We start from the raw sequence: 16,163 nt of genomic DNA on the forward strand, positions 1-16,163 counted from the left end.
GCAGCTGCTGATAGGAATATGACCATGACAACAACTCCTGAACTCAGTCGGGAGCAGCGCGACGCCGCGATGGTGGAGCGCTACTCGGACGGCGAAACCCTCGATGCCATCGGCGAGAGCTTCGGCATCACCCGCGAGCGTGTCCGGCAGATCATCGCGAAGGTGGGCGGCACGAACGCCGAGGAATCGCGCAAGAAGCGGATGGCGGCACGGGAAGCGGCCGCGAAGGCCGCCACCGACGCGTTCCTGGCTGAATACGGCCCTCTGGCGCGCCAGATGGCCAAGCGCGGCGTGCCTCGGCCGGACGCTGTCCTGAAGCTGCAAGCGCTCTACCCGGCGATCGACGTCGACGTCGCGGAGGAGGCACTTAAGGGGTCGTCCATTATCTTCTCCAAATCCCAGGTGGAAGACATCTTCTCGAAGGAGGCGTTGGCGGCCGGGATCTGGTTCCTGTTGGGCTCCGACCGGAGCCTCTCACCTGACCGTGAGTGGGCAGCAGTGAACCTGGACCTGTCCCTCATCAGCGAGCTGCGAGCCGCGCTGGAGTCTGCTGAAGCGTCGCCCGATGACGTGGCAACCATCCTTGGGGTCATTGGTGCGGCCCAGAAGCTCGTCTCGGAGAACCCTGACGCCAGTATCACCGGCGCACGCTACCAACAACTTCGAGACGAGCTTGTCGTTGCTCTGGGCCTGGTGTCCAGGCAAGGATCCTTCCCCTGGCCACCCACCCGGCAAACCGTCATGAAGCGCTTCAGCGGCTGGAATGAAGCGTTGGAAGTCATGGGAATCGGGCTCGCGTCAAAGGGCCGCCCGAAAGGCCTCGTCAAATTCACTCGTGAAGAATACGACCACGCTCTGCGAGACTATTGCTTCTTCGCCACGACAGCTGAAATGAAGGCAACGAATTCCGGCTACGAGGCTTGGGTAAAGGAAGAGTTCGCTGCTGGGCGCGAAAGGCCATCCGTAGCGTCAGTTCGGAACATATACGGCACATGGATGGACGCCATCCGCTCAGTGCAGGAGTAGATGCTTGGAAATGGGGGAAAGCTTGTTGGCACAGCATGAGGACGCGCCCACGCAAGGCACAGCTACGGTTGACATTCGCGAACTCTACAGAAGGGGCGATCCGCTCCGCTTCATCGCTGCAGCAAAGGAGTGCTCTACCGAAGAGGTCTCACTTCTCGTCTTGAACCAAACAGACACCGATGACGAGCTGGAGCGCTCGCGTGCGATCCGGCGGCGCTGTCTCTCTACAAACGAGATCATGTTGGCAAACGAGGCAATGATCGAGCGGCTTTACGGTTCGGGAATAGACCGCGACGAAATACCTAAAGTCTTGAAAGCATTGGGAATCTCAATAGACATTCAGATCGCCGCGGAGCTTCTGCACATTCCTGGAATTCCCGGTGGCCAACCAGTCGAAGAAGTTCCGTCCCCGCAGATAGGTGACAAGCTGAGCCTGCTGTATATAGCGGGAATCCACCATAAAATCGAACCGGATTACCAGTTGGCGTTGGGCAAGATGTCGCTTGCTGCTGTATCCAAGCTCCGAGGCTTGCTGAATTCACGCTTGCCGTATCGGAGAATGGCAGAGATCCTGGCCATTATCGAAACTACGGCTCTTGCAATCCGGGCCAGAACCATCAGTACGCTCTCGTACGCGGACTACAAGAATGCCATGGAGGCAACATCGAGGCGTCTTGGTTCGATAGCAAACGATGCTGCTGAACCTTGGCCCGTTCCGGCAGACAAGCTAAGGACACGTTACGGTTCCGGATCGTGGGAGAGCGCACTTCGCTCGGTGGGCATGCGGCTTATCGCCAGTGACCATCGTTTCAGCGGGGTGGATTACCTGGAGACCCTGGATCACTTCACCGAGGAGTGCATTGATCTCGGAATTCCCATGAACGTAGAGCTTTACGATCAGTGGATCATTGCCGCAGCCGCCGTGAAAACGGAATGCCCGTCCGCAGTGGAGGTGATCCGCCATTACGGCAGCTGGGACGAAGCCATAGAAGCTGTTCTTCCTCAGGAGGAAGAGGAGGAGGAAGGCGACGAGGAACCGTATAGCCATGAGTCTTACTGGGGCTTTCCGTTTGGACTCGAGGATGAAAGCTTGGCCATCAATGAGGCGAAATCCCAACGCGTAGCTGAAGAGTGGCACAAGGCAGGCAAACTCATTGGTCAACTCTTGGCAAAGATGCCATGGAACAGCTTTCTGCGCGTCGAGTATGACGGAAATGAGGAGATCACGACTCGGCCTTATGCTCAAGCAACACCAAGCGCCGACGGCGTGTGGTGCGAGATTGTCTCTGAGCAATACCTACCCGCAGCTGAGTGGCCCATCAACAGACGATTTCTAACGAACAATGGCTGGGTGGCCCCGGATGACGAGGTGCCTAACTGGTTGAAAGCAAGGGTACCGCTGGCCGCTGCCGGTCACGAGATTGTTTCCGGGTTGAGACATGGACGGAGTTGCACGGACGCAAAAAACCTGCGCTGGAGCACTGGCGAGTTTCCATCGGGACCAGGCCCGGAAGGCGGCGTCACAATAGAACGGGCGCTGGAAGGCGAAGTTCAGACCCTGCGGAATGCGAGCTGACACGGCGAAGGATCGACCCGCTACCCCTGAGGGTGCCTATTGCACCCTCGCCGCCTCAAGCGGGATGGGAGGAAGTCCCGGTGCAGCAAAGTACAGCGGTGCCTCATCTGACGTGACATCGGTACCGGACGGGGCCAGCTGTAGCCGCGCGGCGCTGTTCCACAGCGACTCAAAGCCATCAAATTCCGCCAAGCCAGTAACTGCAGTACCGACAACCAGCGTGACGTTAGTTTGATTGGCGGTCTTGGCTATGAAGTCGATCAAGGTTTCTACGGCTTCAGCTGCTTCCTCAAGTTCGGGCCGGTTGGCGCTGTCTTTCTTCATGGCATCAAGATCGTCAACGAAGATTACGAGAGGACTTGCCAAGTTGGCAGGAATCCGTACGTCCCTCACATCAGTGGTATTCAAGGCCCTGCAGGCATCGATACGCGGAAACACCCGATCGCAGACGAGCCGCAGGAGTTCAGCCGCCTGAACGACTCCGGTGGCCATACTTCCTCGATGGTGCCGCCAATCGGCACTGAGATCAGAATCTGGAGCTGACGTGGCGACCCATATGAGCGCTCCAGATTCCTGTGCATCCTTTGCCATCGCTGCAATCACTCGAGACCTGTCATAACGTGAACCGCCGCATACCACCAGGTTTTGTTCCCACGCCGTCGAGAAATTGGCTCCTTCAATCCCGATTGGCAGCTCCAGAAACGCATCCCCCACAGACCGGCCATCGGGGCCTACACGAGGGCTGAAGAATGTTGACAGGGACCCAAATGGTCCTTCATAAATGGCAGCCCCCGCAGGAATAACAGCATCTTGCAGGTCGCCTAGCAGATACTGAGGGGCGTTCACCTGGTCGCAACTGCCGAACTCGATCCGATGACCACCGTCCACCCCGGTCACTAAAAGCTCGGTCATGTCGAAGTCGCCACCAGCCAGCACCACGGTCACACCTCCTCGGGGCTGGGAGACGATCAGCTCGCTGAGCTTAGCGGCAAGCAAGCTTGAGTATTCGTGAGCATCAGAGCAGAGAAACTCGGCGCCATTGATGATGACAGTGGTACCCCGGGGATCCTCGTGCATGCCCGCGCGAATTTCACCAAGTGTCATGCAGGCTTCCCCCATGGATCTGGAGAGTGTCCTCATCCCTTCCAACATCCAGCTGTAGTCACCTTCCACGAGGTCTACGACGTGTGTAGCACTCGTACGGCAAAACTGACTGATGATCTCGTCGAGGTACGTCATGCCCCTCGTGACTGGCCCATCACCGCGGATCAGTAGAACACCTCCGCCTGCTAACCAAAATTCAGCCGCATCACCGAGGTGGAGACGACGGCCGTCAGGCAGCGTCCCGAGCATTATCGGGCGGTGGTCCATGGCAATTCTCCGATCGGATTGTGAGTGCTGGAAGACAGTGTATTGCCAGGAAGTGACATGCTTATCAAGCATTGTCCGACCCCGTATTCATAATGCTTTCGAGGCCTCGCAGAGATGCCTAAGGGAAAGCATTCAGGAGAGCGTCATGGCAGACGGGTACGAGGTCTTTGATAGTGGACACAACAAGCTGGTTCGGAGACATCAAAGACTCAATGCTAAACAAATCAACGAAGTCATGGTTGCGCTTCGATTGGGGAGCGTCGAAGAGGCACGGATGGTGCTGCTAAAGGGCACAGGCCATCGAATCACACTTGTCACGGAACTATATGACGTGGAACTTCACCGGATCATGGCCTACATTGCGAAAGAAAAGCGCAAGCGACTTCTCCAACAGCATGCCCCAACACGTTACTAAGTGCGGGCCGTATTCGTGTCGCCACGACGAACTCGGCTTCCACGGCTAACGTTGGATCAGCGCAAAACCGATCCACCGGTTCAACAGTTTGGGGGAAACATTGAGGTGCATACCGGAGGAACCGGAATTCGGCGAGGGGCAGCAGGCAGAAAAGGCCGTCTGGGACGCACTGAAGAAAAGCCTTCCGGATGACGTTGTCCTGGCCCACTCCGTCCACATCCGCGACGGCCGGAAGGAATACGAAATTGACCTGCTGGTCCTCTGGCCCGGAGTGGGCATGGCGGCCATCGAGGTCAAAGGCGGCCAGGTCACCATCGCAGACGGCCAGTGGTATCAGTCGGACAGGAGCAACAAGCGCAAGATACTGAGCCCGGTGGCGCAGTCCCAGAGCTCACTTCATGCCCTCAAGAATTGGCTGGAGATCCAGCTCGGTTCCCGGGTCAGCAGCCGCTGCGTCTACATGGTGAGTCTGCCCTACACCGATGTACCGAGGGACTGGACCATGGCCGGCTGCCCCCGGTCGCTGATCCTCGACCAGACGGACAGCAAGTCGCCCGCCGAGCTTGTCCGCCAGGCAATCGAAAACGAAGGCGGAGGTACCGCCCCGCTGGCCCCGGCCTTCCTGGAGCGAATCGTCCGCAAACTGGGCGGAAACCTCGACACCGCCGTCGGACCCTCCGGCAATCCCCAGGAGGATGAAGACGCCCAGGACCACCTCACGGAGCGCCAGGTCGTCCTGCTGCAAGCAACCCGCTCACTCCCCCGGATCCGGTTCACCGGCGGTGCAGGAAGCGGCAAGACCTGGCTGGCTGTGGAGAAGGCCCGCCTGCTCAGCAGGCAGGGCAAACGCGTCGGCCTCTTCTGCTACAACAAAGGCCTCGGGCAGTATCTGCAGGACCGCGTTTCCACCTGGCGCCAGGCCAAGCCCGTGTTCACCGGCGAGTTCCACGAATACGTGCGCGGGCTGGGGGTTCCGGACGGATCGGGGCAGGAGTACTTCGACGTGGAGATGCCCCGCCTGCTGAAGGAACTTGCAGCAACCATGAAGCCACACGAGCGGCTGGATGCCGTCGTCGTCGACGAAGCCCAGGACTTCGCCCCGCTGTGGTGGAATGCGCTGCTGGCCTGCACGAAGGACCCCGACGGCGGCGAGGTGTACGCCTTCATGGACGACCGCCAGGACGTCTACCGCCGGTGGGGCGGCGCGACGGCGGACCTCACCTCCGGCCCCATGGCCGCCTTCGTGCCCATCCACATTGATGAGAACCTCCGCAACACCCGCAAAATCGCCGAAACGTTCAGACCCTTCGCCGGCGAGCACTTCACTCCCCGCGGCAGCACGGGATTGCCGGTCCGGGTGGTGGATTGCCCCACCGACGAGGCCCTCGACGTCGCCGGAGACTGCGTGGACGCCCTCATCGCCGAAGGCTGGGCCAACAACCAGATCGCCCTCCTCACCACCAAGGAACGGCACCCGGTGCACCGGGACTTCTTCGAGCGCGGCGCCACCGAAGACTACTGGCGCGAATTCCACGCCAGTGAAGCCGAATTCTACGGCCACGTTCTGGGCTTCAAGGGGCTGGAACGGTCCGTGGTGGTGCTGTGCATCAACGGCTTCAAGGACATGGACCGGGCTGCCGAACAGCTCTACGTCGGGCTGTCCCGGGCAAGGAGCCTGCTGGTCGTTGTTGGCGACTCGGGCTTGCTGGAGGAAGCCGGAGGCCGGGAGTTGAAGGTGGCGTTGTCACGTGCGCAGGCGTGGAATCCGATGCTGCAGGAGCGATAGGTGACGTGGCCCACGTAAATTGTCGGAGCCACCGCATAGCCTGCAGTCACTAGATTCAGAACCGTCCAATGGGGGATGAAATGCCAGAACTGGTCGACGCCGGGACAAGCCCGGTCATGACGCTTCCGCAGGTGCCGGCCCAGGCTGCGCCCGCGCCAGTGCCGACTTCTTACGACTACGCCTTCTGTACGCGTGGCAGCAGGAGGCATTGAAGGCATGGCACGCGAACGCCCGCCGCGGCGTGGTGGAAGCCGTCACCGGTTCCGGCAAGACACGCGTCGGCATCGCCGCAGCGTTCGAGGCAGTCCGCCAAGGCATCAAGGTACTCATCCTCGTGCCAACCGCCGAACTCCAACGCCAATGGCTGGCGTCACTGCAGCGCGACCTGCCGAAAGCACGGCGCGGAGCACTCGGCGACGGCCGCCTCGACTCCCTCGACCACGTCGACATCCTGGTGGCGATCGTCCATTCGGCGTCCAACCGCCAGACGCTTCGCACCCACAAGGCCGGCCTGATCATCGCTGACGAGTGCCACCGCTACGCCGCACCGATGTTCACCGGCGCACTGCAGGAAGGGTACGCCTGGCGGCTTGGGCTGACGGCTACGTACGAACGGTCCGACGGCGAGCACGAGAACCTCTTGACGCCCTACTTCGGCGGCGTCATCTACTCGCTTTGGTATGACCGTGCTCTGAAGGACGAGGTCATTGCGCCTTTCGACATCGCGCTGGTCGGCGTTGATCTGACCCCGTCGGAACAGATCAACTACGAGGAATTCTCGAACACGATGTTCGAAGCGGCCCGAAACCTGGAGTCCTACGCCGGAATCCCCAGGCGGCCCTTCCATCAGTTCATAGCCGCGGTGGCCACCCTCGCGGGATCGGATTCACCGAGCAGGGAAGCGACGATTGCCCGCAAGTACATGAGGGCCATGGCGTCCCGGCTCACCCTCCTGGCCGAGGCAAAGACGAAGTATCACGCGCTCGCAGCCCTGAAGGAAACGGTCGATGGGTCCCACGGCACGCTCATCTTCACCCAGACCCAAGAATCTGCCCGCCGTGCACAGGAGCTGTACACCACTATGGGTTCCAAGGCCTCCGCGTTGTTCAGCGGGATGGCCAAGGACGACCGCCGGCAGGGCATGGAGGATTTCCACAGCGGCGCCTCCCAGATCCTTGCGGCACCAAGGCTCCTCGACGAAGGCATCGACGTTCCAGAAGCCGACCTCGGGATCATCGTGGCGGCCAACCGGAGCCAGCGCCAGATGGTGCAGCGGCTCGGCCGAGTCATCCGCAAGAAGGCGAACGGCCGCGTTGGCCGGCTCGTTGTCCTCTACTCGACAGGCACCGTTGAGGATCCCAACGTCCAGGGCGAGGAATTCCTCGGCAAGGTGCTGCCTTTCGCACGCAACGTGGACTTCTTCGACATCAAGACGGATCTGGACCGGCTGCAGGAGTTCCTTGTCAGCGAGGATGTGGTTGAGACGGAGTCAGGTGGCGAGGCGGACCAAGCTGACGGTGAAGCGCTTGGTGACCCGGAAGTTGTGGTTGCCGAGCCCGGCCGCGACGCAGTCGACGAGAGCGAGGAAAGCGAGGAGAGCGCGCCGACGCACTTCGATCTGGAAGATTCCGACTGGCCGGAAGAACTCGCCGGATTGGAGGGCTTCAGCGAGGACGCCGTGCAGGACTACTTACGTCGCGCAGGACGCGCGGATCTTCTGACGGCTGAGCAGGAAGTGGAGCTCGCCCAGGAGATTGAAGCCGGCCTGTATGCGTCGCACCTCCTGACGGACGGTGTTCCCCGCGGGCGTCGGGAATCCCGGGAGCTCCGCGAGATGGCCCTCCTGGGTAGCCGCGCCGCCAACGCGCTTCTTGAGGCTAACCTTCGGCTGGTGGTGTCCATCGCCAAGCGCTACATGAACCACGGCATGGATTTCCTGGACCTGATTCAGGAGGGCAACATCGGCCTTCACCGGGCTGTGTGCAAGTTCGATTACACATTGGGCAACAAGTTCTCGACATATGCGACTTGGTGGATTCGCCAGGCCGTGACGCGGGGCCTGGCTGACCAGGGGCGCATGATCCGTCTGCCTGTTCACATGGTGGAGCAGATACAAAAAGTCTTGGCCGCGCAGCGTGAAGCGACTGTGCAGGGACTCGCGCTAACTCCTGCGGAACTCGGAAAGGCCACCGGCCACTCAGCGGAGAAGGTGGAGTATCTCCTGAGTCTCACCAGGCCAGCACACTCTTTGGACTATTTGGTACCCGATGGCAAGGGCGGCCTGGAGCCGCTGGCGGACCAGCTGGTGGACCCAACTGATGTGGACGTGGTGGACCGCATTGCCGGTGAACAGCTGAAGGCCGAGGTGCATGCGGTGCTGGACACCCTGACAGAGCGGGAGGCCGGCGTCATCGCGATGCGCTTCGGCATTGACGACGGTGAGGAAAAGACGCTGGACGCGATCGGGAAAGTCTACGGCGTCACCCGTGAACGTATCCGCCAGATCGAATCCAAGACCATGGCACTGCTCAAAGAACCAGAGCGGTCCGCGTCCCTTCGCGATTACTGCGGAGGCTTCGCGGTCGCGGACAGCACCGAATCGGACTCAGACTGATGGCGGAGCCAAAGAAGCCAGCATGGTCGGCCAGGACGGCCGCAAAGGTGGACAACTATGAGGAGTTCATCGGACGCCTCGATGCCGCCAGCGCTAAGCTCACAGTACGACGCGACAGCCTGGACACGACCCTTGAGATCCTGACTGTGCTGTTTCGGCACAACAACGCCGGCCTTCAGCTTTGGGAGGAGCGGCTTATCCGTTGCGACGCCCTCTTGGCTGACTCTGCCAAGGTCCCCGAGCGGGAAGCTGCCTTGGGCGAGCTCCACGAGATTGCGCTGAAGATGGAGCCCCTCTTCAGGAACCGGACACAGCGGATCGGCGACCGATCAACTGTGGTCCGCGCCCGCCGCGACGAGATCAACAAATCGTTGGCCGGCCTCGAGAAGAGCAGAATGAAGCTGACATCGTCGCGGATGCTCGCGCAAGAGCGCGAAAACCTCAGCAGGGTCATCGGAGAACTTGTGGGGACGCCGGACGCGGCCGCAGCGGTCAACCCGGACCCCGGTCTGCGTAGCGACCTCCAGGACGCGCGGCACGCCATCATCTTGGCGGAGGCCCTACTCGAAGCGAAGCGGGACAGATAATGCCAAAACCCAAGGCCGAACAGCGCGTCCTCTGCAGCTTTACGTCCGACCAGTGGAGCGGCCGGCCGGCTCAGGGCGGCGGAAACATGTTCATCGGCTTCGCCGTGATCGGTGCGGTGCTGTGCCTCATCCTCATGATCTTTTTGCCCGGGCTCCGGAGTTTCGGGGCAGTGACGCTGTTTACTGCTATCTTCGCCATCCTCTTCACGGCTCTGTCCATCAAAGGAAGAGCCTCCGCCGAAAGAAGATTCCTGGCAGGCATCACCTCAAGAGTGAACGACATAATCGCGGGACTGACCGGAAATTCCACGCACAATCTATCCGCCCAGCAGTTCAGGGCGCTCATCGAAAACGGCAGGCCCCGCCCGTTAATCGTCAATGGGGTTCCCGGGCTGGAGCTTCAGGCAGTCAGCGAACAGCTGCCGCCCCCGGCCCAGAATCCTGTGGTGAAACGGGTAAACAACGTGGTCCGGACGACGCGAGTCGTCGTCATAGTCACGCCGCCTGATTATGGAATATCGAGCTTTGACCGGCTGCTTGCGGCCGCCGCAGAAGCAGGCGGAAACAGCGGCTCGGGAGCTTCGTAGCAGTTTTGTCGTTGCCGGTTGCTATGTTGTGTGAAATGTCAGGATGAGGGGGACAGCATGACCTGCAGTACTTTTCCGTCGGTGAGCGATGCTCTGGCCGGGCTTGCAGCAATGATCAGCCAGGCCCAAGCCAAGGATCCGCTAGCGCCCGTCACCGTCCTGGTCCCATCCCACGCGTCCGGGAGGGATGTGACCCGGTTCCTCGGCAGAACCCTCAACTCGGGCGCAGGAAGTGCGGGCATCAAGGCACTCACCCTAAAGGATCTGGCAACCGAACTCATCGCCGACGAGCCCGCCCTGGCGGGAAAACGCCCCCTCCTGCCGGTCCTCAGGCTTGGAGCAGTCAGCAAGGTCCTGATCGATAATCCAGGTCTCTTCAAAGATGTCGCCGAACAGCCCGCTACAGCCCGCGCCATCGCCAAGACGGCGGAGCTGCTGGACGCCGTACCTTGCTCCTCCGACTCGGAACTCCCTGAGCTCATGCATGAAGTGCTGCGCATCCACGGCAAAGCCAGGGAGCTGCTGGGCCCGCGCTGGTACACCGACCACGAAGCTTTCACTCTCGCTAGCCGCAAACTTGAAACCATGGCGGCGATGCGACGGCTCGGCACCGTCATAGGCTTCATGCTGGGCACCGATACGCATCCCTCCGAATCCTTGTTCAGACGGAGCCTCGAAGAAGCCGGAATGCGAGGCATCTCCGCGTCAGGTACCGGGGCTGACCGCACAACCCTCATGACGGCCTCCGACGCTGACGACGAAGTCCGCGCCGTCGTCCGCCTTGTCGTCGAAAGGCTGGCAGCAGGCACAGCCGGCCACCGCATCGGGATATTCCACTCAGCCTCCCTGCCATACGCCGCTCTGCTGACCCAGCGCCTTGGCCAGGCGGGCATAACTTTCGTCGGTCCGGCAGCCCACCGTCTCGCGGACTCACCGCTTGCGCGCGGACTCCTGCAACTGCTGACGCTCGACCCACAGGATCCCGACATGCGGGCCATCCTGAACATCCACGCCGAAGGAACGTTCGTCTGGCAGGGGGGAAAGCTGCCCAGCAGCGCCGCCTGCGAGAGGCTTCATGCCAGTCCCCCGGCCGAAGAGGACGCCGATGAAGGCGCCGGGGAGAAGGCATCCACTACGCGGGCCATTCAACGGGAACAGCTCGGAACGCTGCGATCCTTTGTGGCAGACCTTGCATCTCGGCTTGGGGAGATCCAGACTGCCACGACCTGGGGCGAAGCATCAGCCGGGCTGGTCCGACTCCTTGAAGGCTTCATGGGCCCGCGGACAACCACCGAACGACCGGAAAAGGCTGCTGCCCGCGACGCGTTGGCCCAGACCGCCCGCGACCTCAGCCACCTCGACCTCGTCGGCCTGCCGCCCACCCCCTCGCTCATCCGCAGCGCAATGGAAGACGGGATCGCTGCGAAGGGAGGCTGGACCGGGAAAAGCGGCACCGGCGTCGTCATCGGCAGCTACGCCGACGCCGTCGCCAGGGACCTGGATTCCCTGTTTCTGCTTGGCGCGGCGGAAGGGCTGGCACCGGCAAGAATCAAGGAAAACCCGCTCCTCCCGGACAGTGTCCGGATCATGATGGGCGGGAACCTCCCCACTGTGGAGCAGCGTGCAGAAGCCAGGAGGGAACAGTTTTTCGACGCCCTCGCCGCAGGATCCGAGCGGATCATCACCAGCCCCCGCGGCGATCTGCGCGGATCCGGCAGTTACCAGATCTCCCGATGGATCACCGCCAAGCCTTACAAGGAACTGCATTCCTTTGCCCACGGCGTCGAGAACGGCGCCCCCACATCGGCCGCGCTCCCTCCGACTGCCCAGGAGTGGAGGCTGCGTCACATCCTCAGTGCGGAGGACCGCTCAGCGGCGCTTCGCGACGATGCTGCGCTGCAGCGCGCACTCGATGTCACCCGCGACCGGCGCGACGGCATCTTCTCCAGGTTCAACGGCAACCTCGGCGCCCACGCCGGAACTATCGTTGATTCCGACAAGGCGTTGTCCCCGACCCGCCTCGAGGACTGGGTGACAAGTCCATTCAGCTACTTCCTAAAGCACGTTCTTAAGGTGAGCATCCTGGAGGACGTCGAACTGGAGGTTCAGATTTCGCCACAGCAGCGAGGCATCCTCGTCCACCAGGTGCTGGAAGACTACGTCCGCAGCATCACCAAGGATGGGCTTCCAACGTCGTCGAGCCGCCTAACGGAGCTTGCCACTGCTGCCTTTGCGGAATTCGCCAACCCGGCGTGGCTCCGGCACGTCTGGGAGCGGAACCAGGCCATGATCCGCCAGGACCTGGAACGGGTTTTGGCCGACGATGATGCGAGGTCCGCCGAGGGCTGGAGCTACCTCGCTGAGGAGGCCAGCTTCGGGCCGGAGAACACCGACAGCCACCCGCCGGTCGAACTGACCCTTGACGACGGCACTGTGGTCCGGTTCCGGGGCAAGGTGGACCGGATCGACCGGAATGTCGACGGCACGGTCAAGGTCATCGATTACAAAACCGGCAAGGCCGACAAGTTCAAGCCGCTCAACGACCACCCCACCGCAGACGGCACCCGGTACCAGCTTCCGGTCTACGGCCTGTTTGCGCGGACCCTCGCAGCCCCTCACTCACCCGTCGCGGCGGAGTACTGGTTCATCTCCAAGGCCGGCAACTTCGCCAGGATCGGCTACTACGTGACTGACGATGTCATTGAACAGCTTCGAGCGGACGCCGGTCTCATTATGTCCGCACTGCGGAACGGGATATTCCCCCTTCGGCCCGAGTCTGACCGGTACGTCAACTTCACCACCATGATGGGGGCCCAGGAGCTTGGCCAGCGCTGGCTTAAGCTTCAAAACGCCCACGAACTTCAGCCCTATGCCCAGCTCCTGAAGGCGGAGAAATGAAAACCGAAGTCCTGGAACTCGTAGACCAGACCGACCGCACCCTGATTGAGCAAGACCTCGACACGAACATTTTCGTCGAAGCGGGCGCGGGCAGCGGCAAGACTCACGAACTTGTGGAGCGCATCTGCGCAATGGTGGACGCCGGAGTGGAACTGAAGAGCGTCGCCGCCATCACCTTCACGGAGAAAGCGGCGGGTGAGCTGCGGGAACGGGTCCGCCGGCAGCTGAACGAAGCAAGCCCCACGGAGCTGCGCCGGCGGGCACTGGACCAGCTGGACACTGCTCCCATCGGCACCATCCACTCGTTCGCGGCGCGGATCATCAGCGAACACCCGATAGAGGCCGGGGTTCCGCCCCTGATCACAGTGGTGGACGAGCTGAGGTCCCAGATTGCGTTCACACGACGATGGGAAGCGGCCCGGCAGAAACTCTTCACCGACCCGTCCATCGACGACGCCCTCCGCATCCTCCTCGCCGTCGGCGTTTCCTTGGACCACCTGCAGAACGTGGCGGCTGATTTGGACGCGAACTGGGACAGGCTGGAAAGCCACCCTCCCCGGAAGCGCCGGATCCCGGCCGTGGACCTGGGGCCGCTCCTGCGCCAGACGTCCGAGGTCCTCGCACACGCTGATCACTGCACGGACCCCGCCGACAAGTTGTTTACCGCCTTCGAACAGATCCAGAGCTGGCACGGCCGTCTAGCCGAGGCCGAAACCGGCGAGCTGGGCTTGGTTCTCGAGCTCCTGCATTCTGTTCCGCAGAAGGGGCTCAGCGGCGGACAAAAGGGCAACTGGTCCATCAACGTCGCCGACGTGAGGAGCTCGTGCAAAGACCTGGCTGAACAGGCGAAAGCACTGCGCAACAGCTTTGTCCAGCCCGCCGTAGAAACGGTCACTGCCGCCATGGCTGAAGTACTCGTCGAGGCTGCCCGCGAACGCCAGCACAGCGGCGAACTCGAGTATCACGACCTCCTCATCCATGCCCGGGACCTTCTTGTCGGCGACGACAAACGGGCCGTCCACGCGGCGCTCCACAATCGCTACCGCTGCATCATGCTTGACGAATTCCAGGACACCGACCCCGTCCAGGCCGAACTGGCCACCCGGATTACAGCCGAAGACGTCTGCGGACCCGACGGGTGGGAGCATCTAAGCATCCCTCCGGGCCGGCTGTTCACCGTCGGCGATCCCAAGCAGTCGATCTACCGTTTCCGCAGGGCCGACATCGCCACCTACTTGGGGGCCCAGCGACGCTTCGCCGACGACCAAAATTCGAACATCGCGTCGCTTAAGACCAATTTCCGGTCAACCGGAAGCCTCCTCGATTGGATCAACGCCACATTCGGTGAGCTCATCACGGCGAGAGGCACCATTCAGCCTCAATACCGCGCGCTGACGCCCGATCCACAGCGCCCGGAATGGGACCTCGAGCACGGCCCGGCGGTCGCAGTCATCGGCCGCGCCGGTGCCCAGCCTGGCGAGTCCGGAAAGGTCTCGGCTGACGGCATGCGCCGGCAGGAGGCAGCCGACGTTGCCGCCGCGATCAGAATCGCGACCGGGACCGCAGGACAGCCAGCCTGGCAAAAGCAAAGCAAGCGGTCCGGCGGTTTCGAGCCTTCTCCGGTCGAACTGAAGGACATATGCGTACTGATCCCAACCCGCACGTCCCTCGCCGCGCTGGAGGATGCGCTGGACGACGCCGGTATCGAGTACCGGGCGGAGGCATCGTCCCTTGTCTACTCGACACAGGAGGTCACCGACTTGCTGCTCGCGTTGCGGGCCATCTCAAATACGGCGGACGAAGCTGCTCTTGTGTTAACCCTGCGGTCGGCGATGTTTGGCTGCGGCGATGACGAACTGTTCGAGTGGAAGAAGGCGGGCGGCCGGTGGAACCTGTTCTCCTCCGCGCCGGATCGGCTCAAAGAGTCCACTGTGGCGCATTCCCTTCAGTACCTTGCCACGCTGTGCCGCGACATCGAAGTCCTGACGCCCGCTGAACTCATGGAGCGGTTGGTCAACGACCGACGCATGTTGGAGGCGGCAATCGACGCCCCCCGTTACCGGGACGTCTGGCGCAGGCTACGTTTCGTGATCGACCAGGCCAGGGCCTGGACGGAGGCCACGCATGGCGGCCTGCGCGATTACCTCGTATGGGCCGGGGTGCAGCAGGAGGAAAACTCGCGGGTTAAGGAAGCTGTGGTGCCTGAGACCGATGTCCAGGCCGTAAGGATCATGACCATCCATGCATCGAAGGGCCTGGAATTCCCCATGGTGATTCTGGCCGGTACCGGGTCCGGCCCCAGCAACCAGAAAGCCGCAGCCCTTTGGGATCAAAGCGCACAACTGCAAGTGCACTTCATTGGCGACATCCGGTCGGCTGGATATGGCACCGCTGAGGAAGTGGAGAAGCAGTTCGACGACGCCGAGCGTCGCCGCCTGCTCTACGTTGCCTGCACGCGCGCGGAAAGCCATCTTGTGGTCTCCCACTACGTGAACGCCAAGAACAGCCTCGGCCAGCTCCTCAAGGATGCAGCCGAGGGAGCTTCAGCACCGGATCTGAAAATTCCGGAGGACATGCCGGGACAGGCCAGAACGCCCCATGAGGTCCGGCCAGTAGAAGAGTTCGATGTTTGGCAGCAGGATCGCGAGGCCTGGCAGAAGTCCTCAGCGAAAGCCTCCTCGACTTCGGTCACCGCGACTGCAAAGGGCACGGAGAGCGACATGGCAGGCCTGGACACGGAAGGCGCTGCTCGGTTTGTGAGCCTGGAAGAGGCCGGAAAGGTACCGTCTTTCGCTGAGCCCGGCGCGGAGCATGGCACGGACTTCGGTACTGCACTGCACCGACTGCTCGAACTGAGCGACCTCAAGGAGACTGAAAACTTCGATGCGCTGGCCGGGAGGATCGCCAGCGCAGCCGGCCTCGAAGACCCCGCCGGCCTCACGGAACGGGCCCGCTCCGCGCTGAGGAGCGCGCCGGTTCAGCGTGCGGCGGAGAGGGAGCACTGGCTGGAGCTGCCTGTTGTCACGTCCGTCGACGGCATGACGTTGGAGGGCATCATCGACCTGATGTACCGCGAGGACAATGGGGCGTTGGTCATCGCCGACTTCAAGACGGACATCAGCGTCACGCAGGAGAGGCTCATGTCTTATTGGCGCCAGCTATCCACCTATGCCCGCATGGTGGAGCGCATTACGGGACAGACAGTGAGCGAGCTGGTGTTGATTTTCTGCCGGGCAGGAGAAGCCGAGGTCGTGCGACAGTCTCGGCAGAGTAAAGCCGGCGACGACTTATAGATTGCCGGGT

Annotated in this window: 9 protein-coding genes; 8 read left to right on the forward strand and 1 reads right to left on the reverse strand. The window is 61.9% G+C overall.

Going from position 1 to position 16,163, the window contains the following annotated elements:
• Positions 1-24: 24 nt before the first annotated feature.
• A complete protein-coding gene (locus JOE31_RS17780) occupies positions 25-1,026 on the forward strand; it encodes a sigma factor-like helix-turn-helix DNA-binding protein (RefSeq protein WP_209746859.1) in 1,002 nt (333 codons plus the stop codon).
• A gap of 10 nt (positions 1,027-1,036) precedes the next feature.
• On the forward strand, positions 1,037-2,602 hold the full coding sequence (locus tag JOE31_RS17785) for a hypothetical protein (RefSeq protein ID WP_374100886.1): 1,566 nt from the start codon (positions 1,037-1,039) through the stop codon (positions 2,600-2,602).
• A 36-nt stretch (positions 2,603-2,638) separates the two neighbouring features.
• Here JOE31_RS17785 and JOE31_RS17790 read toward each other — a convergent pair whose 3' ends face one another.
• Complete coding sequence (locus tag JOE31_RS17790) at positions 2,639-3,706, reverse strand: AAA family ATPase (protein WP_209746863.1); 1,068 nt, start codon at positions 3,704-3,706, stop codon at positions 2,639-2,641.
• A gap of 782 nt (positions 3,707-4,488) precedes the next feature.
• Between JOE31_RS17790 and JOE31_RS17795 the strand changes: the two genes are divergently transcribed.
• The 6 genes from JOE31_RS17795 to JOE31_RS17820 all read left to right on the forward strand — a co-directional run bounded on the left by JOE31_RS17795 (position 4,489) and on the right by JOE31_RS17820 (position 16,153).
• On the forward strand, positions 4,489-6,174 hold the full coding sequence (locus tag JOE31_RS17795; protein ID WP_209746865.1) for a nuclease-related domain-containing DEAD/DEAH box helicase: 1,686 nt from the start codon (positions 4,489-4,491) through the stop codon (positions 6,172-6,174).
• 184 nt (positions 6,175-6,358) lie between these two features.
• Complete coding sequence (locus JOE31_RS17800) at positions 6,359-8,788, forward strand: sigma-70 family RNA polymerase sigma factor (protein WP_280873198.1); 2,430 nt, start codon at positions 6,359-6,361, stop codon at positions 8,786-8,788.
• Entirely contained in the window at positions 8,788-9,375 is a 588-nt protein-coding gene (locus tag JOE31_RS17805; protein ID WP_209746869.1) for a hypothetical protein, read from the forward strand. The genes JOE31_RS17800 and JOE31_RS17805 overlap by 1 nt, the downstream gene beginning before the upstream one ends.
• Positions 9,375-9,962, forward strand: coding sequence for a hypothetical protein (locus JOE31_RS17810; RefSeq protein ID WP_209746871.1), 588 nt, complete (start codon positions 9,375-9,377; stop codon positions 9,960-9,962). Before JOE31_RS17805 ends, JOE31_RS17810 begins: the two co-directional genes overlap by 1 nt.
• Positions 9,963-10,019: 57 nt before the next feature.
• Positions 10,020-12,860: a PD-(D/E)XK nuclease family protein gene (locus tag JOE31_RS17815; protein WP_209746873.1), complete on the forward strand. Its 2,841-nt coding sequence runs from the start codon at positions 10,020-10,022 to the stop codon at positions 12,858-12,860.
• A complete protein-coding gene (locus JOE31_RS17820) occupies positions 12,857-16,153 on the forward strand; it encodes an exodeoxyribonuclease V subunit beta (RefSeq protein ID WP_209746875.1) in 3,297 nt (1,098 codons plus the stop codon). Before JOE31_RS17815 ends, JOE31_RS17820 begins: the two co-directional genes overlap by 4 nt.
• Positions 16,154-16,163: the final 10 nt, after the last annotated feature.

It is taken from the genome of Arthrobacter sp. PvP023 (assembly GCF_017832975.1).
GTDB lineage: Bacteria > Actinomycetota > Actinomycetes > Actinomycetales > Micrococcaceae > Arthrobacter.

What these genes read in the sequence shown, in the direction of transcription:
- JOE31_RS17815 (WP_209746873.1), top strand. Translation starts at nt 10,020, where the DNA reads ATGACCTGCAGTACTTTTCCGTCGGTGAGCGATGCTCTGGCCGGGCTT.
- JOE31_RS17790 (WP_209746863.1), bottom strand. Translation starts at nt 3,706, where the DNA reads ATGACACTTGGTGAAATTCGCGCGGGCATGCACGAGGATCCCCGGGGT.
- JOE31_RS17820 (WP_209746875.1), top strand. Translation starts at nt 12,857, where the DNA reads ATGAAAACCGAAGTCCTGGAACTCGTAGACCAGACCGACCGCACCCTG.
- JOE31_RS17780 (WP_209746859.1), top strand. Translation starts at nt 25, where the DNA reads ATGACAACAACTCCTGAACTCAGTCGGGAGCAGCGCGACGCCGCGATG.
- JOE31_RS17785 (WP_374100886.1), top strand. Translation starts at nt 1,037, where the DNA reads ATGGGGGAAAGCTTGTTGGCACAGCATGAGGACGCGCCCACGCAAGGC.
- JOE31_RS17810 (WP_209746871.1), top strand. Translation starts at nt 9,375, where the DNA reads ATGCCAAAACCCAAGGCCGAACAGCGCGTCCTCTGCAGCTTTACGTCC.
- JOE31_RS17805 (WP_209746869.1), top strand. Translation starts at nt 8,788, where the DNA reads ATGGCGGAGCCAAAGAAGCCAGCATGGTCGGCCAGGACGGCCGCAAAG.